The following is a 22,078-nucleotide window of genomic DNA, read 5'->3' on the forward strand; positions in this document are numbered from 1 at the left end:
TGCGGGGCCGTTCGCATTCACTGGATGGTGATGACCTTCACCTCGGTCTTCGTGCAGGCCTGGTCCAGGCACTGCCCGTTCAGCCACACCTGGCCATCGCCGATCATCACGCCCTGCTGGTTGACGAACACCTTGCCGAAGTCCTGTTCGGACACCGCCTTGACCACCGCCGGCGTGATGATCTTCTCGTAGCTGCGCTGGAACTCACCGGGGCCGGTGATCTTCTTTCCGTTAGCGATATTCAGCGGGAAGCGCACCTCTTCCACCACCGCAGCGCGATCACCACCGACCACCGCAGTCCTGAAGGCGTTGAACACCTTTTCGTACTGCGCGGCATCGCCGAGCAGGCTTTCAATGCGCGCACGCGCGTCTTCCGCGGGCGCATCCGTCGGTGCGGCGCCGGCCGGCTCGGCAGCAGCCTTCGCCGGTTCAGCCGCAGGCGTCGCCGCGGCACTGGCCTCCATCGGTGGCGGTGCATCCACCGCAGGCTCGGCCGGCGGCTGCGAACAGGCCGCCAGAAACAGGGCGGGAATCAACACAGCGATCATGCGCATGCGCGGGCATCCATCGGTTCAAGGATGCCGATGGTAGCGCCGCCGCAGTGAGGACAACAAAAAAGGGGACGGAGGGGATTAAGTCGTTTGTGGCACAAACGACTTAATCCCCTCCGTCCCCTTTTTCTCGATCAGGCCTTCAGCAGCTCGAACTGCACGGCCTCGCCCACGGCCGAAGATGCGCACACCCACACATCGAACTGGCCCGGCTCGGCACGCAGCACGCCGTCGCGGCCGGTAAACGCCAACTGCTCGTGGCTCAGGGTGAACACCACCTCGGTGGACTCGCCCGGCTGCAGCGCCACCTTGCGGAAGTCCTTCAGCTCGCGCACCGGACGCACGCGGCTGGCCACGCGGTCGTGGATATACAGCTGCACCACTTCTTCACCGGCCACGTCACCGCTGTTGGTCAGCGTGGTGGTGATGGTCAGGGTGTCGTCCCAGCCAAGCTGGGCTGCGCTCAGTTGCGGCACGCCGTAGGCGAAGCTGGTGTAGCCGATGCCATGCCCGAACGGATACAGCGGCTCGTTCGGAATCTCGCGCCAGCGCGCCTTGAACTCCGACATGGTCGGCAGTTCCGGCCGGCCGGTGCGCGGGTGGTTGTAGAAGTACGGCTGCTGGCCGGACACCTGCGGGAAGCTGACCGGCAGGCGGCCCGACGGGCTGTAATCGCCGAACAGCACATCGGCCACGGCATGGCCGGTCTGCGTGCCCAGGTACCAGGTCACCGCCACCGCCTGCGCATTACGCACGGCGCCCTGCATGGCCAGCGCGCGACCATTGCGCAGCAGCACCACCAGCGGCTTGCCGGTCATCGCCACCGCTTCGGCCAGCGCCTGCTGTGCCGGCGGCAGGGTGATCTCCACGCGCGACTGCGCTTCGCCGCTGTAACGCTGCGGTTCGCCCAGCGCCAGCACCACCACGTCGGCGCGCAGCGCGGCGGCCACGGCCGCTTCGGTGCCACCGGGGATGGCCACTTCCAGTTCGCAGCCAGGCACGATTTCCAGCAGCGATTCATCGCCGATGGCGGCGCGCACGCCGGTTTCCAGGTCCACGTAGCGCTGCTTGTCGCCAAACAGCGTCCAGCAGCCTTCGATGTTCTCGCGGTCCTGCACGAACGGGCCGATCAGTGCGATCTTCTGCCCGGTCTTCTGCAACGGCAGCACGTTGTCGCGGTTGTTCAGCAGCACGATCGAGCGGCGCGCGGCATCGCGCGAGAGTTCGTCATGGTCGGCGATATGCGAGGTATCGGCTTCGCGCGCCGGGTCCAGCGAACGGTACGGGTCGTCGAACAGGCCGATGGTTTCCTTCAACCACAGGATGCGGCGCACGCCTTCATCCAGCACCGCCATCGGCACGTCGCCGCTCTCGACCAGGCCCGGCAGGTGCTCGGCGTAGAAGCCACTCTGCATGCTCAGGTCGAGGCCGGCGGTGAACGCCTTGGCGGTGGCATCGCGGTCGTCGGCGGCATAACCGTGCGCGACCAGTTCCATGTCGGCGGTGTAATCGGAGATCACCACGCCCGGGAACTTCCACTCACCGCGCAGGATGTCGGTCAGCAGTTCGGCGTTGGCACTGGCCGGCACGCCGTTGATGTCATTGAACGAGGACATCACGGTGATCGCGCCGGCGTCGAACGCAGCCTTGAACGGCGGCAGGTGCACGTCGCGCAGGGTCTGCGGCGAGATGTCCACCATGTTGTATTCCATGCCGGCCATCACCGCGCCATAGGCGGCGAAGTGCTTGGGCGTGGCCAGCAGCGAATCGGCAGCGCGCAGGTCGCTGCCCTGGAAGCCGCGCACGCGGGCGGCGGCGAACGCACACCCCAGCACCACGTCCTCACCGGCACCTTCGGCGCCACGGCCCCAGCGCTGGTCGCGGGCGATGTCCACCGCCGGCGCATAGGTCCAGTGCAGGCCGGCAGCGGTGGCCTCGACGGCGGTGGCACGGGCGGTGCGCTCGGCCAGCTCCGGCTCGAAGCTGGCGGCCTCGCCCAGCGGAATCGGGAACACGGTGCGCATGCCGTGGATGACGTCGGCGGCCAGGATCACCGGGATGCCCAGGCGGCTCTCTTCGGTGGCGACCTGCTGGATGCGGCGGCCCAGCTCGGCGCCCACGCCGTTGAACAGGGAACCGACCTTGCCCTCGCGCACCTGCTGCAGCACCTGGTCGGCATTGCGCACGTTGGCTTCCGGGTTCACGTCCGGGGCGAACGGGCGGACCATGTCCGCGAAGACACCCAGCTGGCCGACCTTTTCCTCGACGGTCATCTGGGCAATGAGGGATTCGATGCGATCGGAGGCCACCGGCAGTCCTTGATGAAAACGTTTACAAGCCCGGCATTCTAGCGATCCCGGGCGATTTGGCGAGAGGTTTTTTCATTCAGTTTCAGCCACCAGCGGGGTCCGTATGGCCCCGCCGGAGGCATCGCAGCTTACTCCGAGCCGGCCAACTGGCGCTGCCCGGCCATCAACATGGCGTCACTGGAGGCCTGGAACACGCGCAGGCCGAAGGCCGGCAGGATCGCCAGCAGGTGGTCGAAGATGTCCGACTGCACCGCCTCGTACTCGCCCCAGGCGGTGCTGCGGGTGAAGCAGTACAGCTCCAGCGGCAGGCCCTCGGTGGTCGGCTGCAGCTGCCGTACCAGCAGGGTCATGTCGGTATGGATGCCCGGGTGGTTGCGCAGGTAGCGCTCCACATAGGCCCGGAAGGTACCCAGGTTGGTCACCCGGCGGCTGTTGACCTCGGCCACGCCCTGTTCGCGCAGGCGCCCGTTCCACTGGCCAAGCTCCTGCTCCTTCTCCTGCAGGTAATCACGCAGCAGCGCGAACTGGCCAAGGAAGGCCAGGTCGCCCTCGTCCAGGAAGCCGACACTGTGCTGGTCCAGATACAGCGCACGCTTGATGCGGCGGCCGCCGGCCTCCTGCATGCCGCGCCAGTTCTTGAACGACTCGGTCACCAGTTTCTTGGTCGGGATGGTGGTGATGGTCTTGTCGAAGTTCTGCACGGTGACGGTGTGCAGCGCGATATCGATGACGTCACCGTCGGCATTCTGGCTGGGCATTTCGATCCAGTCGCCGATGCGCACACGGCCATCGCCACTGATCTGCACACTGGCCACCAGCGACAGGATGGTGTCCTGGAAAATCAGCATCAGCACTGCGGTGGCCGCGCCCAGGCCGGTCACCAGCGGGCCCAGCTTCACCCCCAGCAGGGTGGCGATGATGGACAAGCCGGCGGCCACGAACACCACGATCTTGACCACCTGCAGGTAGCCCTTGATCGGCTTGTTGCGCGCATCGGGCTTGCGCTCGTACAGGCTGTTGGCCGCGTCCAGCGCATGCGAGAACGCCATCGACACCGTCAGCACGGCCCATACGATGCACAGCTTGATGATGACGTTGACCAGGCCGGGTGGCAGGTCGGGAATGAGGGTGATGCCCGAGGCGATCACCTGGCTGGGCACCACGTTGGACAGGCGCGAGATGACCCGCATCAGATGGCTGCCGCGCCCGGACTCGGCACCGGGCAGGCGCTGCAGCAGGCGCCGCAGGCCACGCACCAGGATGCGCTTGGTCACCCAGTTGGCCAGGCCGGCTGCGACCAGCAGCGCCGTGATCATCAACGCCAGGTAGGCGCCGGGATAGGGTTCCAGTGTGTTCTGCAGCTTTTCCAGCCACTGTACCGCCACCACCGCGTCCACCATCAGTTGTCTCCTTGCGTTGTCGTTGTTGTTGGGGGTGCCGGCCAGCGGCCGGCACTACCGGATCAGTCCCGCGAGCGCTCGATGATCACGCCCACCGCGCGCGCGCCACGCACCGCGCCCGGCTTGCTCAGTTTCAGACGCAGCCACTTCACGTCGAATTCGTCCAGCACGATCTGTGCGCAGCGCTCGGCCAGGGTTTCCACTAGGCCGAATTCCGACTCGCGCACGAACTGCTCCAGGCGCTTGCTCACCGCCTTGTAGTTCAGGGTATGGGCGATGTCGTCGGAGGCCGCGGGACGACGGTTGTCGAAGCCCATCTCCAGGTCGAACACCAGGTCCTGGCGGATCCGTCGTTCCCAATCGTAGATACCGATCAGGGCGTCGATCGTCAGCCCCTCGATGAAAACCTTGTCCATTGCGCTTACCAGCCCGAGTACAGGGGGCCATGGTAACGGCACGGCGGTGAGCCTGCCCGGAACGGGCGGTGGGTGGCCGGCAGGAATGCGGCACTGGGAAAAACAAAGAGCCCCGCTAGCAGGGCCCTCTGGTACTACCGCTTGTCCCCGGGGGGAGCTGTTGAACAGCCGCGAGTCCCGGTGGCGCAGGCGTCGAAATTGAAGCGGGTGAGGTCTGCGGATCAAGAGGCGATTCCGACTATGCCCGCATTTCCAAAAAACAAAGGGCCCTGCTAGCGGGGCCCTTTGGTACCTCTCAACGTCCTCGGGGGGAGCTGGAATCCAGCCGCGAGTCCCGAAGCACACGATGCAGATCATGACGTTCATTCCCTCGACGGTCCAGAGTCAATCGCGACATGCTGGAGGAAGCCAAGGGCAATACAGGAATTCTGCTGCCTGACGCGGCGGCATTGCCCGATATCACGCCAGCGGCAACCAGCGCAGGCTGATGATCCGCCATGTGGTCCCGCATTTGATGAGAGAGCAACGAATCCTGCAGGCAGCGCTGTCACGCCCACGGTGGGCGACGTACAAACGTATCGCGGACCGGCACTCTTTGGATGCCGCCTCGCTTTACGTATGGAACATGCAGATGTGCGGCGCGCTGCTATCCCCCCTGCACGTCTGTGAAATCGTAATCCGCAACGCGGTGGCCGCGGCGCTGGCGCATGCCTTTGGGCCGCGCTGGCCCTGGCATCCTGCACTGCTGCAGCGGATGCCAGCAGATGGCGCGTTGTCGGCCTTGCAGGATCTCCATAGACAGGCTGGTCGTCGGATGGACACTCAGGAGATCATCGCCAGCCTTCGCTTCGCGTTCTGGCAGCAGCTTTTCACGCGGCGCTTCGAGGGAGCCATCTGGACGCGGGGCTTGAAGATTGCGTTGCCGAACGCGCCACAGAATGCTCTCAGCGTCGTCCGCACGAGCATCCACGCAGACATCGGACGCATCCGCCTCCTGCGCAATCGGATCGCCCACCACGAACCCATCCTGGAACGCGACATCGGTGCCGACCTGGCTGCGATCGGGCGGCTGATCCATGCGCGCTGCCCGCATACGCTGGGCTGGTTGCAACGCCATGAGCGGGCAACGACGGTATTGGCGGCGTCGCCGTTGGCAGGGCGTCCGTAATGCGTCCGCCGGGTATGGCCCGGCGCTACCGGTTCCGGGGCTTACACCGCAGGCAGGGTCGCCATGTCCCAGCGCGGGGTGACCTCGACCTTCGGCGGGCTGTGCTGGCCGGCCTGCAGCCGCAGCGCGCCGGCGAAGGCGATCATCGCGCCGTTGTCGGTGCACAACGCCGGCCGCGGGAAGCAGGCACGGCCGCCAAGGCGCTCGGCCATCTGCTGCAGGCGTGCGCGCAGGCGCTTGTTGGCGCCGACGCCGCCAGCCACCACGATCACATTGGTGCCGGCCGCTTCCAGCGCGCGCTCGCACTTGATCGACAGGGTCTCGACCACTGCATCTTCAAAGCCACGGGCGATGTCGGCGCGGGTCTGCTCGCTCTGGTCGCTGTCGCGCCAGGCCATCAGGACCTGGGTCTTCAGGCCGGAGAAGCTGAAATCCAGCCCCGGGCGGTCGGTCATCGGCCGCGCGAAGCGGTAGACACCCGGCGTGCCCTGCTCGGCCAGCCTGGCCAGCTGCGGGCCGCCCGGATAGGGCAGGCCCATCATCTTGGCGGTCTTGTCGAAGGCCTCGCCGGCCGCGTCGTCCAGAGTTTCGCCCAGCAGGCGGTACTGGCCGATCGCGTCCACCGCCACCAGCTGGGTATGGCCACCGGACACCAGCAGCGCCACGAACGGCGCTTCCGGCGGGTCGTCCTCCATCAGCGGGGCCAGCAGGTGGCCTTCCATATGGTGTACGCCCACCGCCGGCACCTCCAGCGCCCAGGCCAGCGACCGCGCCACGCCCGCGCCGACCAGCAGCGCGCCGACCAGGCCGGGACCCGCCGTGTAAGCCACGCCGTCGATATCACCTACACCCAGGCCGGCTTCGGCCAGGGTCTGGCGCACCAGCGGCAGCAACTTGCGGACGTGGTCGCGGCTGGCCAGCTCGGGCACCACACCACCGTATTCGGCGTGCAGGGCGATCTGGCTGTAGACCGCATGGGCGCGCAGGGCCGCGCTGCCGGCCAGGTCGGTGTCATACACCGCCACGCCGGTCTCATCACAGGAAGATTCGATGCCAAGGACTCGCATGCCTGCTATTATGACGCCCCTGCCGCCCCCTCGGGGGACGTGCAGGTCTCACTGCTTTCGAACCCCTGGCCCGTATTCAGGGTTGGCCGCTTGCAGTTTGTCTATTCGCCGCTATAATGTGCGGCTCGCCGGGCGTGACCCGGTTCTACTGTGTCCCGGAGATTCCATGCCCAGCGTCAAAGTCCGCGAGAACGAGCCCTTCGAGTTTGCTCTTCGCCGCTTCAAGCGCACTTGCGAAAAGGCCGGTGTGCTGGCCGAAACCCGCAAGCGCGAGTTCTACGAAAAGCCGACCCAGGAGCGCAAGCGCAAGGCCGCCGCTGCTGTGAAGCGTCAGCTGCGCCGCTCGTCGCGCGACGTTACCAAGCGTCAGCGCCTGTACTGATCGGACGCATCTTCATTGCGATGGGCTTGCCTGTCGCGATGGAGCCGAAGCCGGCACGCGCGAGCGTCGCCGGCTTTTTGCGTTTCCGGGTTCGGGCATCCGCCCCGCCCCACCTACCACCACGAGGTTCCTCATGAGCATGAAGCAGCAGCTCACCGAAGACATGAAGGCCGCCATGAAGGCGGGCGAGAAGCACAAGCTGGGCGTGATCCGCCTGATCAACGCCGCCATCAAGCAGCGCGAAGTGGACGAGCGCATCGAGCTGGATGACACCGCCGTGATCGCCGTGCTCGACAAGATGGTCAAGCAGCGCAAGGACTCGGTCAGCCAGTTCGAAGCCGCCAACCGCGAGGACCTGGCCGAGATCGAGCGCGCCGAGATCGTGGTCATCGAAGCCTACCTGCCGGCCAAGATGGGCGAAGCCGAGATCGTCGCCGCGATCCAGGCCGCCATCGCCGAGACCGGCGCTTCCGGTCCGACCGACATGGGCAAGCTGATGGGCGCATTGAAGCCCAAGCTCGCTGGCCAGGCCGACATGGGTCTGGTCTCCAAGCTGGTCAAGCAGCAGCTGGCGTAAGCCATTGCCGGGGTCGGATCCCTTTCGCATCGCGGAAGGGCTCTGACCCCATTGATGCACCCGCTTCACCGCACCTTCGACCCCCGGCTGCTACAACATCCCCATGGTCGAGCAATCGCACTCCCCCGCCGACACGCGTCCCCACGGCATCCCCGCACGGCTTCGCCACTACGCTGACCGCCTGCAGGACAGTTTCCCGATGGCAGTGGCCAAGCGCTTCGTCGAAATCGACGTGCTGACCCAGGCCGCCTCGGTCTCTTTCTATGCCCTGCTGTCGATGGCACCGCTGCTGGTGCTGCTGCTGTGGCTGACCGCCTCGCTGTACCCGCCTGCGCAACAGACGCTGATCAGCCAGATCGGTTCGGTGGCCGGCAGCAGCGTGGCCAGCGTCGCCGACACCGTGCTGCACAACGCCAACAGCCAGCCCAGCGTCGGTTCATTGGCCGGGCTGTGGAGCACGCTGCTGCTGTTCGTCGGCGCCACTGCGGTGTTCGCCCAGCTGCAGAACGCGCTGAACCGCATCTTCCATACCAGTGGCCAGCGCCTGGAAGGGGTCAAGGCCTGGCTGCGCAAGCGCGTGTTCTCGTTCGGCGTGGTGCTGGCGCTGGGCTTCCTGCTGATCCTGTCGATGACCGCCACCACCGCACTGCAGGTGGTGTTCGCGCAGCTGCCCTCGGTACTGCCGGCGATCGGCTACCTGACCTCGCTGCTGCTGTACACGCTGGCCTTCGCCTTCCTCTACCACTACCTGCCGGACCGCCGCGTGGCCTGGCGCCAGGCCTTTATTGGCGGTGCGATCACCTCGGTGCTGTTCACCCTCGGCCGCTATGGCATCGGCGTCTACATCGCCACCGTGGCCCCGGGCAGTGCCTACGGTTCGATGGGCGCGCTGGTGATCTCGCTGGTCTGGATCTACTACGCCACCGCCGTGTTCTTCGTGGGTGCGCTGATGACCGCGGTGATCGACGAACGCCAGCATGCACGGGCGCAGCTGGCCAAGGCCGGGGTCGAGTCCGAACAGGCCAGCCCCGGCACCGCCAGCGAGTAAACTAGGGGAACCTGCCGCCCCTGCTGCGCGCCCTGCGGCCGCGCCCCGTTCTGTTGCCCATGGCCCGTATCCCCGACGCTTTCATCGACGACCTGCTCGCCCGCTCCGACATCGTCGAGGTGGTGGGCAGCCGCGTGCCGCTGAAGCGCCAGGGCAAGGAATACGCGGCGCGCTGCCCGTTCCACGACGAGCGCTCGGCGTCGTTCACGGTCTCGCCCACCAAGCAGTTCTATCACTGCTTCGGCTGTGGCGCGCACGGCACCGCGATCAGCTTCCTGATGAACTACGACCGCCTCGAATTCCTCGACGCGGTGGATGAACTGGCCAAGCGCGCAGGCATGGAAGTGCCGCGCAGCGAGAACCCGCGCAGCCCGCAGCAACAGGACGACAGCCGCGAGCTGTATTCGGCACTTGAGGCGGCCACGAAGTTCTTCCAGAGCAACCTGGAAGGCAGCGACAAGGCACGCAGCTACCTGGATGGCCGCGGCGTGGATGAAGAGAACCGCGCGCGCTTCCAGATCGGCTACGCGCCGGATGGCTACAGCGGCCTGCGCGATGCGCTGGGCAAGGACGAGCGGCGCATGAAGCTGCTCGACCGCGCCGGCCTGTTCTCCAAGAACGACCGCGGCCACGTCTACGACAAGTTCCGCGACCGGGTGATGTTCCCGATCTTCGACCGCCGTGGCCGGGTGATCGCCTTCGGTGGCCGCGTGTTCGAGAAGGACGACGGCCCCAAGTACCTCAACTCACCCGAGACCGCGCTGTTCCACAAAGGCCGCGAACTGTACGGCCTGTGGCAGGTGCGCCAGGCCAACCAGAAGATCGAGCGGCTGATCGTGGTCGAGGGCTACATGGACGTGGTCTCGCTGTTCCAGTTCGGGGTCACCCAGGCGGTGGCAACGCTGGGTACCGCAACCACGCCGGACCATGCCGAGCTGCTGTTCCGCAACGCACCGGATGTGTTCTTCTGCTTCGATGGCGACGCCGCCGGCCGCCGCGCCGGCTGGAAGGCGCTGGAGTCGGTGCTGCCGCGCATGAAGGATGGCCGCCAGGCCTTCTTCCTGTTCCTGCCCGATGGCGAAGACCCGGACACCATCGTGCGCAAGGAAGGCGCCGAGGCCTTCAACGAACGCCTGAAACAGGCCACGCCGCTGTCGCAGTTCTTCTTCGACGAGCTCACCCGCGAAATCAACCTGGGCACGCTGGACGGCAAGGCGCGCCTGGCCGAGCGCGCAAAGCCGATGCTGGCGCAGATTCCCGACGGCGCCTTCGGCGACCTGATGAAGCAGCAGCTGGCGCAGCTGACCGGCCTTGGCGGCAATGCCCAGGCAGCGCGCGCACCGATGCCGCAACGCCAGCCGCAGCGGACGATCCAACCCGTGGCCAAGCGCAGCCTGGTACGCGGCGCGATCGCCGTACTGCTGCAGCAGCCGTCGCTGGCGCTGACGCTGGGCGGCAAGCACCACTTCCAGGGCCTGCGCCTGCCGGGCGTAGAGCTGCTGCTGGAGCTGCTGGACCTGGTCGAGCAACGTCCGGACATCAGCACCGGCGCACTGCTGGAGCACTTCGACGGGCGTGAGGAACAGGCGTCACTGCACACGCTGGCCGCGCAGACGATGCCCGGCGACGACGCGATGTGGACCCAGGAACTGCACGATGCCGTGGCCCAGCTGGAGAAACAGCTGCTGGTGCAACGTCTGGAGGAGTTGTTGGCAAAGCAGCGCCAACAGGGTCTGGACGATACTGACAAATACGAACTGCGCGAGCTGCTGAAAGCGCGGGCCGGACTGCGCCTGTAGCGGGCAGAACGTTTTCACGGAGAGGACCATGCTGCTGCGCCTGACCTGCCTGCTGTTGTTGTCGCTCTGCCTGCCGCTGACGGCCCTGGCCGAAGACGCGCCCCTGAACGAAGTCCGCCCCGGCCTGTATGCCGGCGGCCAACCCAGCGCCACACAGCTGCAGGCCCTGGCCGCGCAGGGCGTGCGCACCGTGATCGACCTGCGCCAGCCCGACGAAGACCGCGGCTTCGATGAAACCCGCGTGGCCGAATCACTGGGCCTGCGCTACGTACGCATTCCGGTGGCCGGCGCCGACGGACTGGATGCAGCCAACATCCGTGCCGTGCACCAGGCCCTGCAGCAGAGCCAGGGGCCGGTGCTGCTGCACTGCGCCTCCGGCAACCGCGCCGGTGCCGTGCTCGGCCTGATCAATGCACGCTACGAACACGCCAGCCCGGAACAGGCCCTGCAGCTCGGCCAGCGTGCCGGCCTGAAGTCGCTGGAAGCCGCCACCCGCCAGCGCCTGGCCACGCCGGTCACCTCGCCCTGAACCCTCCGCACCAAGGACTCTGCCCACCATGACCCGCTGGTGGTCGCGCCTGCGACCGGACAACTTCACCCTCGCCCTGCTGTGCACCGTCGGCCTGGCCTCGCTGCTGCCGATGAAGGGCGCCGCCGCCATCGTGCTCGATGATGTCACCACCGTCGCCATCGCCGCGCTGTTCTTCCTGCATGGTGCGCGCCTGCCGCGCGAGTCGATCATCGGCGGCATGCTGCACTGGCGGCTGCACCTGACCATCCTGGCCTGCACCTTCATCCTGTTCCCGCTGCTGGGGCTGATGTTCAAGCCACTGTCGGGCTGGCTGCTGACCCCGGAGCTGTACCTGGGCGTGCTGTTCCTGTGCACCCTGCCCTCCACCGTGCAGTCGTCCATCGCGTTCACCTCGATGGCACGCGGCAACGTGCCTGCGGCGGTATGCAGCGCGTCGCTGTCGAGCATCCTCGGTGTGTTCCTGACGCCGCTGCTGCTGACCGCGCTGGCCGGTACCTCCGGCGGCGTGCACGACCCGCTGCACGCGATCGGCGGCATCATGCTGCAGCTGCTGGTGCCGTTCGTGGCCGGCCACCTGCTGCGGCCGTGGATTGCCGGCTGGGTGGAGAAGCAGCGCGCGCTGCTGCGCTACACCGACCAGGCCACCATCCTGCTGGTGGTGTACTCCGCGTTCGGCGAAGCGGTGACCGAAGGGCTGTGGAGCAAGACACCGCTGCTGTCGCTGCTGGCCGTGGCGGTGGTCGCCGCCGTGCTGCTAGGCATCGCCATGCCGCTGATCACCTTCATCGCCCGCCGCCTGCGCTTCAACCGCGAGGACGAGATCGCCATCGTGTTCTGTGGCTCGAAGAAGAGCCTGGCCACCGGCGTGCCGATTGCCAAGGTGCTGTTCGCCGGTGGAAGCCTCGGCGCGATCGTGCTGCCGGTGATGATCTACCACCAGATCCAGCTGATCGTCTGCGGCGTGATCGCGCAGCGGTACGCGCGGCGCAAGCCCTGAGCCGCAAATCCATCCACGCATGGCGTGGATCTACTGGACGCGTGGGCCGCTGCGGGAAAACATCACGCATGGCGTGGATCTACTGTAGAGCCGAGCCCATGCTCGGCTGGCGGTTGAACGGCGCGTGGATGATCACCAGACCGAAGCGCTGTCCAGCAGCCGCGCCACACTGAAGCGCGGCAGCCACACCCACAGGTCGTAACTACGGTCGGCGTCGGTATCCAGTCTGGGCGATGCACCTTCATGGCTGCCCAGCTGACGTGCTCCGCAGCGCTGAACGGCGGTACATCCCCAGCCTTCCCCACCACGCGCCTCGATACGCACGTTGTAAAGATCCAGATCCTTCAGCAGCGCGGTCATCGGCGGGTACGCAATCGCCTTCGGCTGCGTGCGCATGCCATGCACGTTGCCGGTCAGCACCAGCAGCCGCCCTTTCTTCGGCAGCACCTGCGCTCGTGCCCGTACTTCTTCGGCCATCACCCGGTCACGCGCGCCGGTGCCGGCCATTTCGGCGGGAAGCACGCGGTCGAAGCCGAACACCTGCACGTCGCGGCCTTGGCTACGCAGTACGCGTACCGCTTCGATCAGGTCGAGCATGTCTTCGTTGCGGCGGCCGTCATGCATCCGGCTGCGGACGTTCCAGTACGTCGTGCCACGCAATGCAGCCCGCGCTCGGGCCGTGCCGGCAGACGCCATATAGGTCGCCAGCGCGGCGTTCTCGTCAGTCGGCAGCTCCAAAGCCAACCGCACCGGTGCACCATCGGCCGCGTAGGCCTCCATCAGTTCCCGTACCAGCAGCGGCGTCTCGCGGGTACCGTGGAACTCACCCAGCACCAGCAGGCGATGGTCACCGGCATGCTGGCGGATCTGCGCGGCGGTGTCATCGGCATGCGCATTAAGGGCCATGCCGAGCGCCAGCAGCAACGCAGTGGTCCAGCGGAAGATCGAATGCATCCCTGCTCCCTCCTTTCCTTGGGGTCAGGAACAGCAATGGCGACGCCACTGGAAGAGATCAAGTGTAGAGCCGAGCCCACGCTCGGCTGCTCTTCCAACCCACCCTCAGCCGAGCATGGGCTCGGCTCTACAGTGGATTGGCGCCATGGATCAGACGGGGTCAGAGCCCCTTCGGGGATCCGACCCCGAGGTCACAACCAGGGCAGGATCCAGTGGTCGACCAGCAGGAACGCAAACAGCGCCATCAGGTAGACGATGGAGTAATAGAACATCTTCATCGAGAACAGTTCGTCCGGCGGGTCCAGCATGCGCCAGGCGTACCAGAGGAACACGGCGTTGAGCACGATCGCGCCGCCCAGGTAGAACGCACCGCTCATGCCCACCAGGTAAGGCAGCAGGCAGACCAGCGCCAGCACCACCGAATACACCATGATCTGCTTGCGGGTGTGCACCACGCCGTGGGTCACCGGCAGCATCGGAATTTCCGCCTTGGCGTAATCCTCGCGGCGGAAGATCGCCAGCGCCCAGAAGTGCGGCGGCGTCCAGATGAAGATGATCAGCACCAGCAGCGACGAGTACGCCCAGTCCGACGAGCCCTGCATGCCGGTCACCGCGGCCCAGCCCAGCATCGGCGGCATCGCGCCGGCCAGGCCACCGATGACGATGTTCTGCGAGGTCGCACGCTTCAGGTACACGGTGTAGATGACCGCGTAACCGATCAGCGAGGCGAAGGTCAGCACTGCGGTGATCAGGTTCACCCACAGCACCAGGATCACCATCGACAGCACGATCAGCACGCTGGCGAACACCAGCACCTGCCACGGCTTGACCTTGCCCACCACCAGCGGCCGCCACGAGGTACGTGCCATCTGCGCATCGATGTGCGCATCCAGCAGCTGGTTGATCGCGGCCGCGGCCGACGCCGCCAGCCAGATGCCGAGGAAGCCGAGCACGCCGGCGCGCACCTGCTCCCAGCTGGGCACGCCGGGGATGGCCAGGACCATGCCGACCAGGGCAGTGAAAACAATGAGGGCGACGACCTTGGGCTTGGTCAGGTCCCAGTACTGGCGGTAATTGGAAAACATGGAATCAGTCCGGGGCACGCAGGCGGGCCAGCAGGCTGACCAGCACGAACAACAGGGCAACGGCCACGCCGTTGTGGGCCACCGCCACTTCCAGCGGCAGCGCCAGCTTTACATTGAGGATGCCGAGGGTGACCTGCAGCACCAGCAGCGCGATCAGCGCGCTGGCCCAGCCACGCATGCTCGGCAACCGGAACAGGCGCACGCCCAGCCACAGCAGGTAAACGGCCACCACCACCGCGAACATGCGGTGCGCCATCTGGATGGCGATACGCGAGGCGCCATCCAGCACGCCCCCTTCGTAGTCCACGCCGATGCCGCGCCACAGGGTGAAGCCCTCGACGAAATTGTGCTGCGGCCACCACTGGTTGGCGCAGCGCGGGAAGTTGTCCAGCGAGGCACTGCCGCCGCCGCAGGCCAGCGCCGCGTAGTTGGCGCTGACCCAACCGCCCAGTGCGATCTGGGTGACCAGCACCGCCACGCCGATGCGCAGCAGCCACTTCAGCTTCGGTGCTTCGGCCAGGGTGATCGGCATGTGCGTGGCGCGCCACGCCATCCACACCAGCAGGCCGAACATCAGCATGCCGCCCAGCAGATGGCCCATCACCACCACCGGCTTCAGCAGCAGGGTCACCGTCCACATGCCCAGCAGGGCCTGGAAGATCACCACCGCCAAGGTCAGCAACGCAGCGCGGGCGAGGTCGATGTTGCTCCAGCGCAGCGCGGCGATCAGCAGGATCGCCTCGCCGATCAGCGCCAGGGCGCTGGCCGTGCCATGCCAGCCCATCATGTACAGCGGTATGCCGGCGGCCACCAGCACGCAGGCGGTCACCACCGCCGTGCTTCCGAATCGCCGCTTGCGCGTGGCCAGCAGCGCCAGGGTCAGGATCTCGATGCCCAGCGCGCCGGCCAGGAAGCGGTGCACCTGCTCACGCCAGGCCTTGTGCGTTTCCAGCGGACGGATCTCCGTCGCCGGGTGGCCCAGGGTCTCTTCCACATGCTGCGGCCAGGTGGCCTGCCCATAGCAGGTCGGCCAGTCCGGGCAGCTCAGGCCGGCATCGGACAGACGCACGAACGCACCGAACATGATCGTGCTCGCAGTCATGATCATGGCGAACCACGCCAGGCGGTGGAAATTGCGGTGCAGCGCCGGACGCGCGGAAAGGCTCATCAAACAGGACTCACTTCAGTTTCAGCAACGTGGCCATGTCCTTGCGCAGGCCACCGAGGTCGCTGCCCGGGGCATGACGCATGATCACGAAGCCGTTCGGATCGATCACGTAGACCGGCAGGCCCGCCGGATCATCGACGCCCGGCAACGCCGCGCGCAGGGCTGGCGACGGAGCCAGCGGCCGCAACGCGGGCAGCGAGGCGATCGACGCCGGTGGCGTTCCCAGCCACAGAATCTCGACATTATCGGCGTTATGGCCGAACAGCTGCCACACCTTGCCCAGTCCCTGCGACAAAGTGACGCACTGCGCATCACAGGCCCCGGCCGGTGCCACCAGCAGACGCCAGGTACGCGCCTCGGGGTTCCAAGGGTAGGGTTGGCCATTGGCCAGGGCCGGAGCCTGCTGCCGCAGGTCGACCGGCGGCTTCAGCAGCTGGCCGGCATTGCGGTGCCCGGTCGGCTGCCAGCCGGTGAAGCGCAGCACGGCGGCCAGCGCCATCGCCCCGAAGAACACGGCAAACAGCAGCACCAGGGTCCGGCGGCCGGAGCCGCGCGCCTGCGGGGACGTAGCAGTGTTCATGCGGGGCATTTTCTCATGGTTGGGAAAGGGATGCCGGTAGTGCCGGCCGCTGGCCGGCCCCCAGGAAACCGAGGGATTGCCGGCCAGCGGCCGGCACTACCGGGCGATGGGGCGCCTCCTGCGCCATTCCAGTACCAGCGCCACCACCAGCACGGTCAGCGCCAGCCCGAACCACTGCACGGCGTAGCCCAGGTGGCGCTGCGGCGGCAGCGTGTTCGGCAGCAGGTCCAGATCGCGTTCGTCGCCGAACGGCAGCGCCGGATCCAGCCGCAGCACGCGGTCGGGTAATGCCGGCAGGCCAAGCGCCTGCGCGAGACCCTCGGCGGGCAAGCGGCTGGCCAGCCAACGCCCGGCCTCATCGGTTGCGGAGAATGCGGGACCCAGTGCCAGTCCCGCCGACGGCGGCGGCGCCAGCAGCCCGCGCACGGCCACTGGCGAAGGCGGCGCCGGCACATCCGGCAGCGTGCGATCCGGCGGCAGCGCGCGCCAGCCGAGATCGACCAGCAGCACGCTGCCTCCGTCACTGCGGAACGGACGATAGATCTTCACCCCGGCGCGACCATGCCGGGTCTGGTTGTCCAGCAGCACCACGCCGGGCAGGAAGCGGCCGTGGTCGGCCACGCCGTGCAACGCGCCGGGCGCCGCCAGAGCCTGCGCCAGAGCCTGCGCCAGTGGCAGCGCCTGTGCCACGGCTGGACCCTGCGCATCCAACATTGCCTGTTTGGCATGCATGCGCTGCAGCTGCCACAGCCCCAATGCGCTGAAACCGGCCATCGCCAGCAGCGCCAGCAGCCATCCGATCACGCGCGTGTGCTGGCGCATCATGACAAGTCCGCGCAAACGCGGTCAGATAGGCGCATCCACCCTGCCCTCGAGCCGCGCATGAGTGATTCGCTGAAGACCCTGCTGGTAATCGCGTTTCTGATCGTCATCGTCTGGAATCTGGGCGCCGGCCTGTATTACCTGCTGGTCGACCGCGGCCAGACCAAGCGCACGGTCAACGCACTGACACGCCGCATCGGGGTGTCGGTGGCCTTGATCGTACTGGTGATCGTGAGCATCTACATGGGCTGGATCAAACCGCACGGTATCGGCGGCTGAGGCCACCGATACGTGCGCGGTCAAAGCACGTAGACGAACATGAAGAGCATCAGCCACACCACGTCGACGAAGTGCCAGTACCACGCGGCGGCTTCGAAACCGAAATGGTTGTCGCGGGTGAAGTGCCCCTTCGCCGAACGCAGCCACATCACGATCAGCATGATCGTGCCCAGCAGCACGTGCGCGCCGTGGAAGCCGGTCAGCATGAAGAACGTCGAACCGTAGATGCCCGAACCGAGCGTCAGGTTCAGTTCCTTGTAGGCGTGGATGTATTCCTCCGCCTGCAGGGTCAGAAAGCCGAGGCCGAGCACCACGGTCAGGCCCAGCCAGATCAGCAGCTGGCGGCGGTTGCCGGCTTTCAGCGCGTGATGGGCGATGGTCAGGGTCACGCCGGAGGTGAGCAGGATCAGCGTGTTGATCAGCGGCAGGCCCCAGGCCGGAATGGTCTGGAACGCACCACCGATCGCCGCCGGGCCATTGGTGGGCCAACCCGCCGAGTAGCCCTGCCAGAGCAGCTCGTTGGTCATCACCCCGCGGCCTTCGCCGCTGAGCCACGACAGGCCCAGGTTGCGGGTGTAGAACAGCGCGCCGAAGAACGCACCGAAGAACATCACTTCGGAGAAGATGAACCAGATCATCCCCATCCGGAACGAGCCATCGACCTGATGGTTGTAGTTGCCGGCCTGCGATTCGCGCACCACATCGCTGAACCACCAGAACAGGGTCAGCACCAGCATCGCGATGCCGATGTAGAACGTCCAACGTCCCCAGCTGGCATCGTTGAGCCAGCTGGCCACGCCGACCATGGTCACCATCATCGCGATGGAACCCACGAACGGCCATTTGCTCTGGGCCGGGACGAAGTACACGTTGGCGTCGGTCGGTGTCTGGGCCATGTCGGTATCCGGGGTCAGGGTGCGGCGTGCGCGCCTTCCGAGGTGGCGGCCGGAGCCAGCCGATCGGACAGCGCGTCGTTGCGGTAGAAGGTGTAGGACAGGGTGATCGTCTTGATCTCCGGCGGCAGGTCCGGATCGACGATGAAGCGCACCGGCATGTCGCGCTTCTCGCCGGCCTGCAGCGTCTGCGCGGTGAAGCAGAAGCACTCGGTCTTGCTGAAGAAACCCGACGCGCGCGCCGGCGCCACCGAAGGCACCGCGCTGCCGACCACTGCCTGCTGGCTGTCGTTGCGGGCGAAGTACAGCGCTTCGTTGAGTTCGCCGGGCACCACGTCCATGGTCAGCTGCTCGGGATGGAACGACCATGGCAGCCGTGAGTTGACCCCGCCATCGAATTCCACGCGCACGGTGCGCTTGCCGGTCACGGCGCCGGTACTGGCCTCGCTGCCGGGACCGCGCTCCAGGCGCACGCCGAATACCTTCTCGCAGGCGATACGGTACAGCGGCACCAGCGAGAACGTGAGCAGGAACACCGCCACCGCCACGCCGATCAGGCGCGGCAGCCCGGCACTGGGTGACGGTGTGCTGGCCGGCGCCTCGCTCATCGGCCGATCACCCCGCTGAGGATGAAGCCGACGTAGACCAGCACGGCGATGGCGCCGACCCAGAGCGCGGTGCGCCTGGCGCGTTGGCGCTGCTGCTCGATGCTTCCACCCTGGTAGAGCCGACCGCTGGTCGGCTGCTTTTCGTCAGTCGAGCATGGCTCGACTCTACCCAGGGCATCAGCCGAGCATGGCTCGGCTCTACAGGTCTGCAGCGGGCCTTCGTTGTGCATCGCGCACCTCAATGACTGATGTCGTCGTGTGCCAGGTCGCCCGGGCGGATCGTCGGCGGCGTGGTGAAGGTGTGCGCCGGCGCCGGCGACGGCAGCGTCCATTCCAGGCCGCGCGCACCTTCCCAGGAACGGGCCTCGGCCTTCTCACCGTTGCGCAGCGAGGACAGCAGGATCGCGGCCATCATGAACGGCGTGGCGAACATGCCGAACGCACCGATCGAGCTGATCAGGTTCCAGTCGGCGAAGGCCACGCTGTAGTCGGGAATACGCCGCGGCATGCCGGCCAGGCCGAGGAAGTGCTGCGGGAAGAACAGCAGGTTGACGAACACGATCGACCACCAGAAGTGCACCTTGGCCCACTTCTCGCTATACATCCGCCCGGTCCACTTCGGCCACCAGTAGTACACCGCGGCGATCAGCGCGAACACCGCGCCGGTCACCAGCACGTAGTGGAAGTGCGCGACCACGAAGTAGGTATCGTGGTACTGGAAGTCGGCGGCGACGATCGCCAGCATCAGGCCGGAGAAGCCACCAATGGTGAACAGGATGACGAAGGCCACCGACCACAGCATCGGTGCCTCGAACGTCAGCGAGCCACGCCACATGGTGCTGACCCAGTTGAACACCTTCACGCCGGTCGGGATCGAGATCAGCATGGTGGCGAACATGAAGTAGATCTCGCCGCCCAGCGGCATGCCCACGGTGAACATGTGGTGGGCCCAGACGATGAACGACAGGAACGCGATGGCCGCGGTGGCGTACACCATCGCCTGGTAGCCGAACAGCGGCTTGCGGCTGAAGGTCGGGATGATCTCGCTGACCACGCCGAAGGCGGGCAGGATCATGATGTAGACCTCGGGGTGCCCGAAGAACCAGAAGATGTGCTGGTACATCACCGGGTCACCGCCACCGGCGGCGTTGAAGAAGCTGGTGCCGAAGAACTTGTCGGTCAGCAGCATGGTTACCGCGCCAGCCAGCACCGGCATCACCGCGATCAGCAGGAACGCGGTGATCAGCCAGGCCCAGCAGAAGATCGGCATCTTCAGCAGATCGATGCCCGGCGCACGCATGTTCAGCACGGTGGCGATGATGTTGATCGCGCCCATGATCGAACTGATGCCGGCCACATGGATGGCGAACACGCTGAAGGCGACGTTGTAGCCGCCCTGCAGCGACAGCGGCGGGTACAGCGTCCAGCCACCGGCCGGCGCGCCGCCGGGCAGGAACAGGGTCAGCAGCAGCAGGCTGAACGCCACCGGCAGCAGCCAGAACGACCAGTTGTTCATGCGCGGCAGCGCCATGTCCGGCGCGCCGATCTGCAGCGGGATCATCCAGTTGGCGAGGCCGACGAAGGCCGGCATCACGCCACCGAAGATCATCACCAGCGCATGCACGGTGGTCATCTGGTTGAAGAACTCGGGCTTGACGAACTGCAGGCCCGGCTGCGCCAGTTCGGCCCGGATCACCACGCTCATCGCCGCGCCGATGATGAACATGATGAAGCTGAAGCCCAGGTACAGCGTGCCGATGTCCTTGTGGTTGGTCGAGAAGAACCAACGCTCGAAGAAACTCTGCTGGTGATGGTGATCGTCGTGCCCAACTGCCGAGTGCGCCATTGCAAAACACCTCTCAGAATCGGTTGTCACCGCAGCCGCAAGCGGCCGCGGGCTTTACATCACGCGCCGCTGGCAGCGGTGGCAGGTGCGCTGCCCGCTTCTGCAGCAGCAGGCGCAGCCGGTGCCTCGCTCGCCGGTGCAGCCGGTGCAGCCGGTTCGGCAGGTGCCGCCGGCGTTGCCGGCCCAGCGGGCGGCGCCGGCTTGCGCTGCGCCAGCCACTGTTTGAACTCCTCCTTGGACACCGCCTCGACCACGATCGGCATGAAGCCATGGTCCTTGCCGCACAGCTCGGCGCACTGGCCGCGGTAGACGCCGGGCTGCTCGATGCTGGTCCAGGCTTCATTGATGAAACCGGGGATGGCGTCCTGCTTCCAGCCCAGTGCCGGTACCCACCAGGCGTGGATCACGTCGTCGGAGGTGATGACGAAGCGCACCTTGGTATCGACCGGCAGCACCAGCCGGTTGTCGACATCCAGCAGGTAATGCGGATGGCTCTCACGGGTCGGCACGACCCCGCTCTGCCGCACGCGGTCGGACTCGCGGTCCAGGCGGCTGGTGAAGGTGACGTTCTCACCGAGATACTCGTACTTCCACATCCACTGGTAGCCGGTGACCTTCACCGTCATCTCGGCATCGCGGGTGTCGTACATCTTGATCAGGTTGGCCGTGGCCGGCCACGCCATCACCACCAGGATGATCACCGGGATCACTGTCCAGATGATTTCGGCCTTGGTGTTGTGGCTGAAGGTGGCGGCCACCGCGCCCTTCGACTTGCGGAACTTGAACATGGCGTAGGCCATGGCGCCGAACACGATCACGCCGATCACCGTACAGACGATCAGCGAGAGATTGTTCGATTCCCAGGCCAGGCGTGAGGTCTGGGTCACCCCCTTGCCCATGTTCAGCTGCCACGGTTTTGGATCGGCCGCCTGGGCCAGTGCCGTCCCCGGCATCGACAGCAGAGCCGCCATCGTGGCGACCATTGCAACGCACTTCGTGCCCCACCCTCTGCTTTGCTTCATTGCCTAGACCCTTAGCGTCGTCGGTTGCCGCCATCGCTGGCGGCGAGCAAATCTTCAAGCGTTTCAACAAGCGTTTGACGTTCGGCCGGCGCGAGGAAACTCCCCACCTCCACCTGCCGGCCGCTGGATGCCAGCCGGACCTTCTCGTCGTCGGTGAGCAGGCGCACCCAGTGCGGGTGGGCCCGGAACACCGGCGATCCACCGGGTACGGGGATGACCTCCACGCACGCCGGTACTACCCGGATCTCCTCCTGCCGTTCACCGCTGCGCCACAACGCGCGCAACGCGGCTGCCAGCAGCAGGCTGTACAGCAGCGCGAACAGGGGGGCGAATGCATTGCCGGCCAACCACCCGAAGGCGGACACCAGCCACATCGCTCCCGACAACACAGCAAACAACAGGACGAACTGCCGGGCATCGAGCGCCCGTGGGGGACGCAGTCGCAGCTGCGTACCTGATCCATCTGGAGCTGTAAGCACCTCGATCATGTCGCAACCGCGTTCCTGCCGCGGGAAACGTCTCGATGGTAGCCCCGCCCTCTCGCCAGTAGCAAGGGTGCATTCACACTTTTTCCG

24 protein-coding genes are annotated in these 22,078 nt (G+C 66.4%); 8 read left to right on the forward strand and 16 right to left on the reverse strand.

Annotated elements, in window-relative coordinates; all coding sequences use genetic code 11:
• Nucleotides 1–17 precede the first annotated feature (17 nt).
• The 4 genes from AC0Z6F_RS19570 to folB form a co-directional block, all read right to left on the reverse strand.
• Nucleotides 18–554 (reverse strand): hypothetical protein, encoded by a 537-nt coding sequence (locus AC0Z6F_RS19570; RefSeq protein WP_012509849.1) that lies wholly within the window; start codon nucleotides 552–554, stop codon nucleotides 18–20.
• Nucleotides 555–685: 131 nt separating this feature from the next.
• Entirely contained in the window at nucleotides 686–2,860 is a 2,175-nt protein-coding gene (locus AC0Z6F_RS19575; RefSeq protein WP_485618195.1) for a glycoside hydrolase family 3 N-terminal domain-containing protein, read from the reverse strand.
• 128 nt (nucleotides 2,861–2,988) lie between these two features.
• Nucleotides 2,989–4,260: a mechanosensitive ion channel family protein gene (locus AC0Z6F_RS19580; RefSeq protein ID WP_485618197.1), complete on the reverse strand. Its 1,272-nt coding sequence runs from the start codon at nucleotides 4,258–4,260 to the stop codon at nucleotides 2,989–2,991.
• A gap of 62 nt (nucleotides 4,261–4,322) precedes the next feature.
• On the reverse strand, nucleotides 4,323–4,676 hold the full coding sequence (gene folB / locus AC0Z6F_RS19585; protein WP_025878255.1) for a dihydroneopterin aldolase: 354 nt from the start codon (nucleotides 4,674–4,676) through the stop codon (nucleotides 4,323–4,325).
• Nucleotides 4,677–5,190: 514 nt separating this feature from the next.
• Here folB and AC0Z6F_RS19590 point away from each other — a divergent pair.
• Nucleotides 5,191–5,844, forward strand: coding sequence for a hypothetical protein (locus AC0Z6F_RS19590; RefSeq protein WP_032130383.1), 654 nt, complete (start codon nucleotides 5,191–5,193; stop codon nucleotides 5,842–5,844).
• 41 nt (nucleotides 5,845–5,885) lie between these two features.
• On the opposite strand, the gene tsaD is transcribed toward AC0Z6F_RS19590, so the two are convergent.
• Nucleotides 5,886–6,911, reverse strand: a complete 1,026-nt coding sequence (gene tsaD, locus AC0Z6F_RS19595; RefSeq protein ID WP_180838564.1) for a tRNA (adenosine(37)-N6)-threonylcarbamoyltransferase complex transferase subunit TsaD — start codon at nucleotides 6,909–6,911, stop codon at nucleotides 5,886–5,888.
• A gap of 166 nt (nucleotides 6,912–7,077) precedes the next feature.
• Between tsaD and rpsU the strand changes: the two genes are divergently transcribed.
• The 6 genes from rpsU to AC0Z6F_RS19625 all read left to right on the forward strand — a co-directional run bounded on the left by rpsU (nucleotide 7,078) and on the right by AC0Z6F_RS19625 (nucleotide 12,246).
• Nucleotides 7,078–7,293 carry a 30S ribosomal protein S21 gene (gene rpsU, locus AC0Z6F_RS19600; RefSeq protein WP_002808376.1) on the forward strand — a complete coding sequence of 72 codons (216 nt, stop codon included), beginning with the start codon at nucleotides 7,078–7,080 and terminating at the stop codon, nucleotides 7,291–7,293.
• Between the two features lie 133 nt (nucleotides 7,294–7,426).
• Nucleotides 7,427–7,870 (forward strand): GatB/YqeY domain-containing protein, encoded by a 444-nt coding sequence (locus tag AC0Z6F_RS19605; RefSeq protein ID WP_485618235.1) that lies wholly within the window; start codon nucleotides 7,427–7,429, stop codon nucleotides 7,868–7,870.
• 103 nt (nucleotides 7,871–7,973) lie between these two features.
• Nucleotides 7,974–8,918, forward strand: coding sequence for a YihY/virulence factor BrkB family protein (locus AC0Z6F_RS19610; protein ID WP_004138584.1), 945 nt, complete (start codon nucleotides 7,974–7,976; stop codon nucleotides 8,916–8,918).
• Nucleotides 8,919–8,977: 59 nt separating this feature from the next.
• Nucleotides 8,978–10,717, forward strand: coding sequence for a DNA primase (dnaG, locus tag AC0Z6F_RS19615; RefSeq protein ID WP_485618238.1), 1,740 nt, complete (start codon nucleotides 8,978–8,980; stop codon nucleotides 10,715–10,717).
• Between the two features lie 28 nt (nucleotides 10,718–10,745).
• Nucleotides 10,746–11,246, forward strand: coding sequence for a protein tyrosine phosphatase family protein (locus tag AC0Z6F_RS19620; protein WP_012509840.1), 501 nt, complete (start codon nucleotides 10,746–10,748; stop codon nucleotides 11,244–11,246).
• Nucleotides 11,247–11,274: 28 nt separating this feature from the next.
• Nucleotides 11,275–12,246, forward strand: a complete 972-nt coding sequence (locus tag AC0Z6F_RS19625) for a bile acid:sodium symporter family protein (RefSeq protein WP_049449416.1) — start codon at nucleotides 11,275–11,277, stop codon at nucleotides 12,244–12,246.
• A gap of 132 nt (nucleotides 12,247–12,378) precedes the next feature.
• Here the strand turns inward: AC0Z6F_RS19625 and AC0Z6F_RS19630 are convergent, their stop codons facing one another.
• The 5 genes from AC0Z6F_RS19630 to AC0Z6F_RS19650 all read right to left on the reverse strand — a co-directional run bounded on the left by AC0Z6F_RS19630 (nucleotide 12,379) and on the right by AC0Z6F_RS19650 (nucleotide 16,858).
• On the reverse strand, nucleotides 12,379–13,200 hold the full coding sequence (locus AC0Z6F_RS19630; protein ID WP_012509838.1) for a hypothetical protein: 822 nt from the start codon (nucleotides 13,198–13,200) through the stop codon (nucleotides 12,379–12,381).
• 191 nt (nucleotides 13,201–13,391) lie between these two features.
• Nucleotides 13,392–14,285 (reverse strand): heme o synthase, encoded by an 894-nt coding sequence (gene cyoE / locus AC0Z6F_RS19635; RefSeq protein ID WP_004138490.1) that lies wholly within the window; start codon nucleotides 14,283–14,285, stop codon nucleotides 13,392–13,394.
• 4 nt (nucleotides 14,286–14,289) lie between these two features.
• Nucleotides 14,290–15,453 (reverse strand): COX15/CtaA family protein, encoded by a 1,164-nt coding sequence (locus AC0Z6F_RS19640; RefSeq protein WP_004138484.1) that lies wholly within the window; start codon nucleotides 15,451–15,453, stop codon nucleotides 14,290–14,292.
• Between the two features lie 10 nt (nucleotides 15,454–15,463).
• A complete protein-coding gene (locus AC0Z6F_RS19645; RefSeq protein ID WP_012509837.1) occupies nucleotides 15,464–16,033 on the reverse strand; it encodes a hypothetical protein in 570 nt (189 codons plus the stop codon).
• A gap of 96 nt (nucleotides 16,034–16,129) precedes the next feature.
• Nucleotides 16,130–16,858, reverse strand: coding sequence for an SURF1 family protein (locus AC0Z6F_RS19650; RefSeq protein ID WP_012509836.1), 729 nt, complete (start codon nucleotides 16,856–16,858; stop codon nucleotides 16,130–16,132).
• A 57-nt stretch (nucleotides 16,859–16,915) separates the two neighbouring features.
• On the opposite strand from AC0Z6F_RS19650, the gene AC0Z6F_RS19655 reads away from it, so the two are divergent.
• The gene (locus tag AC0Z6F_RS19655; protein WP_010484233.1) at nucleotides 16,916–17,134 is read left to right on the forward strand and encodes a twin transmembrane helix small protein; all 219 of its coding nucleotides are present in this window, start codon (nucleotides 16,916–16,918) and stop codon (nucleotides 17,132–17,134) included.
• 20 nt (nucleotides 17,135–17,154) lie between these two features.
• Here the strand turns inward: AC0Z6F_RS19655 and AC0Z6F_RS19660 are convergent, their stop codons facing one another.
• The 6 genes from AC0Z6F_RS19660 to AC0Z6F_RS19685 are packed head-to-tail and all read right to left on the reverse strand — an operon-like array spanning nucleotide 17,155 to nucleotide 21,991.
• Nucleotides 17,155–18,030 (reverse strand): cytochrome c oxidase subunit 3, encoded by an 876-nt coding sequence (locus AC0Z6F_RS19660; protein WP_005412024.1) that lies wholly within the window; start codon nucleotides 18,028–18,030, stop codon nucleotides 17,155–17,157.
• Nucleotides 18,031–18,044: 14 nt separating this feature from the next.
• Nucleotides 18,045–18,635 carry a cytochrome c oxidase assembly protein gene (locus tag AC0Z6F_RS19665; protein WP_012509835.1) on the reverse strand — a complete coding sequence of 197 codons (591 nt, stop codon included), beginning with the start codon at nucleotides 18,633–18,635 and terminating at the stop codon, nucleotides 18,045–18,047.
• Nucleotides 18,632–18,865, reverse strand: a complete 234-nt coding sequence (locus AC0Z6F_RS19670) for a hypothetical protein (RefSeq protein ID WP_004138469.1) — start codon at nucleotides 18,863–18,865, stop codon at nucleotides 18,632–18,634. Before AC0Z6F_RS19670 ends, AC0Z6F_RS19665 begins: the two co-directional genes overlap by 4 nt.
• A gap of 8 nt (nucleotides 18,866–18,873) precedes the next feature.
• Complete coding sequence (gene ctaD / locus AC0Z6F_RS19675; RefSeq protein ID WP_012509834.1) at nucleotides 18,874–20,481, reverse strand: cytochrome c oxidase subunit I; 1,608 nt, start codon at nucleotides 20,479–20,481, stop codon at nucleotides 18,874–18,876.
• Between the two features lie 59 nt (nucleotides 20,482–20,540).
• The gene (gene coxB, locus AC0Z6F_RS19680; protein WP_012509833.1) at nucleotides 20,541–21,503 is read right to left on the reverse strand and encodes a cytochrome c oxidase subunit II; all 963 of its coding nucleotides are present in this window, start codon (nucleotides 21,501–21,503) and stop codon (nucleotides 20,541–20,543) included.
• 11 nt (nucleotides 21,504–21,514) lie between these two features.
• Nucleotides 21,515–21,991, reverse strand: a complete 477-nt coding sequence (locus AC0Z6F_RS19685; protein ID WP_012509832.1) for a DUF2244 domain-containing protein — start codon at nucleotides 21,989–21,991, stop codon at nucleotides 21,515–21,517.
• Between the last annotated feature and the right edge of the window lie 87 nt (nucleotides 21,992–22,078).

The organism is Stenotrophomonas sp. 1L-E-5-B-C3 (genome assembly GCF_057292075.1).

Coding starts and splice junctions, on each gene's coding strand:
- ctaD (WP_012509834.1), bottom strand. CDS start 20,481: ATGGCGCACTCGGCAGTTGGGCACGACGATCACCATCACCAGCAGAGT.
- AC0Z6F_RS19620 (WP_012509840.1), top strand. CDS start 10,746: ATGCTGCTGCGCCTGACCTGCCTGCTGTTGTTGTCGCTCTGCCTGCCG.
- folB (WP_025878255.1), bottom strand. CDS start 4,676: ATGGACAAGGTTTTCATCGAGGGGCTGACGATCGACGCCCTGATCGGT.
- AC0Z6F_RS19630 (WP_012509838.1), bottom strand. CDS start 13,200: ATGCATTCGATCTTCCGCTGGACCACTGCGTTGCTGCTGGCGCTCGGC.
- rpsU (WP_002808376.1), top strand. CDS start 7,078: ATGCCCAGCGTCAAAGTCCGCGAGAACGAGCCCTTCGAGTTTGCTCTT.
- AC0Z6F_RS19570 (WP_012509849.1), bottom strand. CDS start 554: ATGCGCATGATCGCTGTGTTGATTCCCGCCCTGTTTCTGGCGGCCTGT.
- AC0Z6F_RS19590 (WP_032130383.1), top strand. CDS start 5,191: ATGAGAGAGCAACGAATCCTGCAGGCAGCGCTGTCACGCCCACGGTGG.
- coxB (WP_012509833.1), bottom strand. CDS start 21,503: ATGAAGCAAAGCAGAGGGTGGGGCACGAAGTGCGTTGCAATGGTCGCC.
- dnaG (WP_485618238.1), top strand. CDS start 8,978: ATGGCCCGTATCCCCGACGCTTTCATCGACGACCTGCTCGCCCGCTCC.
- AC0Z6F_RS19665 (WP_012509835.1), bottom strand. CDS start 18,635: ATGAGCGAGGCGCCGGCCAGCACACCGTCACCCAGTGCCGGGCTGCCG.
- cyoE (WP_004138490.1), bottom strand. CDS start 14,285: ATGTTTTCCAATTACCGCCAGTACTGGGACCTGACCAAGCCCAAGGTC.
- tsaD (WP_180838564.1), bottom strand. CDS start 6,911: ATGCGAGTCCTTGGCATCGAATCTTCCTGTGATGAGACCGGCGTGGCG.
- AC0Z6F_RS19660 (WP_005412024.1), bottom strand. CDS start 18,030: ATGGCCCAGACACCGACCGACGCCAACGTGTACTTCGTCCCGGCCCAG.
- AC0Z6F_RS19645 (WP_012509837.1), bottom strand. CDS start 16,033: ATGAACACTGCTACGTCCCCGCAGGCGCGCGGCTCCGGCCGCCGGACC.
- AC0Z6F_RS19610 (WP_004138584.1), top strand. CDS start 7,974: ATGGTCGAGCAATCGCACTCCCCCGCCGACACGCGTCCCCACGGCATC.
- AC0Z6F_RS19625 (WP_049449416.1), top strand. CDS start 11,275: ATGACCCGCTGGTGGTCGCGCCTGCGACCGGACAACTTCACCCTCGCC.
- AC0Z6F_RS19670 (WP_004138469.1), bottom strand. CDS start 18,865: ATGCACAACGAAGGCCCGCTGCAGACCTGTAGAGCCGAGCCATGCTCG.
- AC0Z6F_RS19640 (WP_004138484.1), bottom strand. CDS start 15,453: ATGAGCCTTTCCGCGCGTCCGGCGCTGCACCGCAATTTCCACCGCCTG.
- AC0Z6F_RS19655 (WP_010484233.1), top strand. CDS start 16,916: ATGAGTGATTCGCTGAAGACCCTGCTGGTAATCGCGTTTCTGATCGTC.
- AC0Z6F_RS19580 (WP_485618197.1), bottom strand. CDS start 4,260: ATGGTGGACGCGGTGGTGGCGGTACAGTGGCTGGAAAAGCTGCAGAAC.
- AC0Z6F_RS19650 (WP_012509836.1), bottom strand. CDS start 16,858: ATGATGCGCCAGCACACGCGCGTGATCGGATGGCTGCTGGCGCTGCTG.
- AC0Z6F_RS19605 (WP_485618235.1), top strand. CDS start 7,427: ATGAGCATGAAGCAGCAGCTCACCGAAGACATGAAGGCCGCCATGAAG.
- AC0Z6F_RS19685 (WP_012509832.1), bottom strand. CDS start 21,991: ATGATCGAGGTGCTTACAGCTCCAGATGGATCAGGTACGCAGCTGCGA.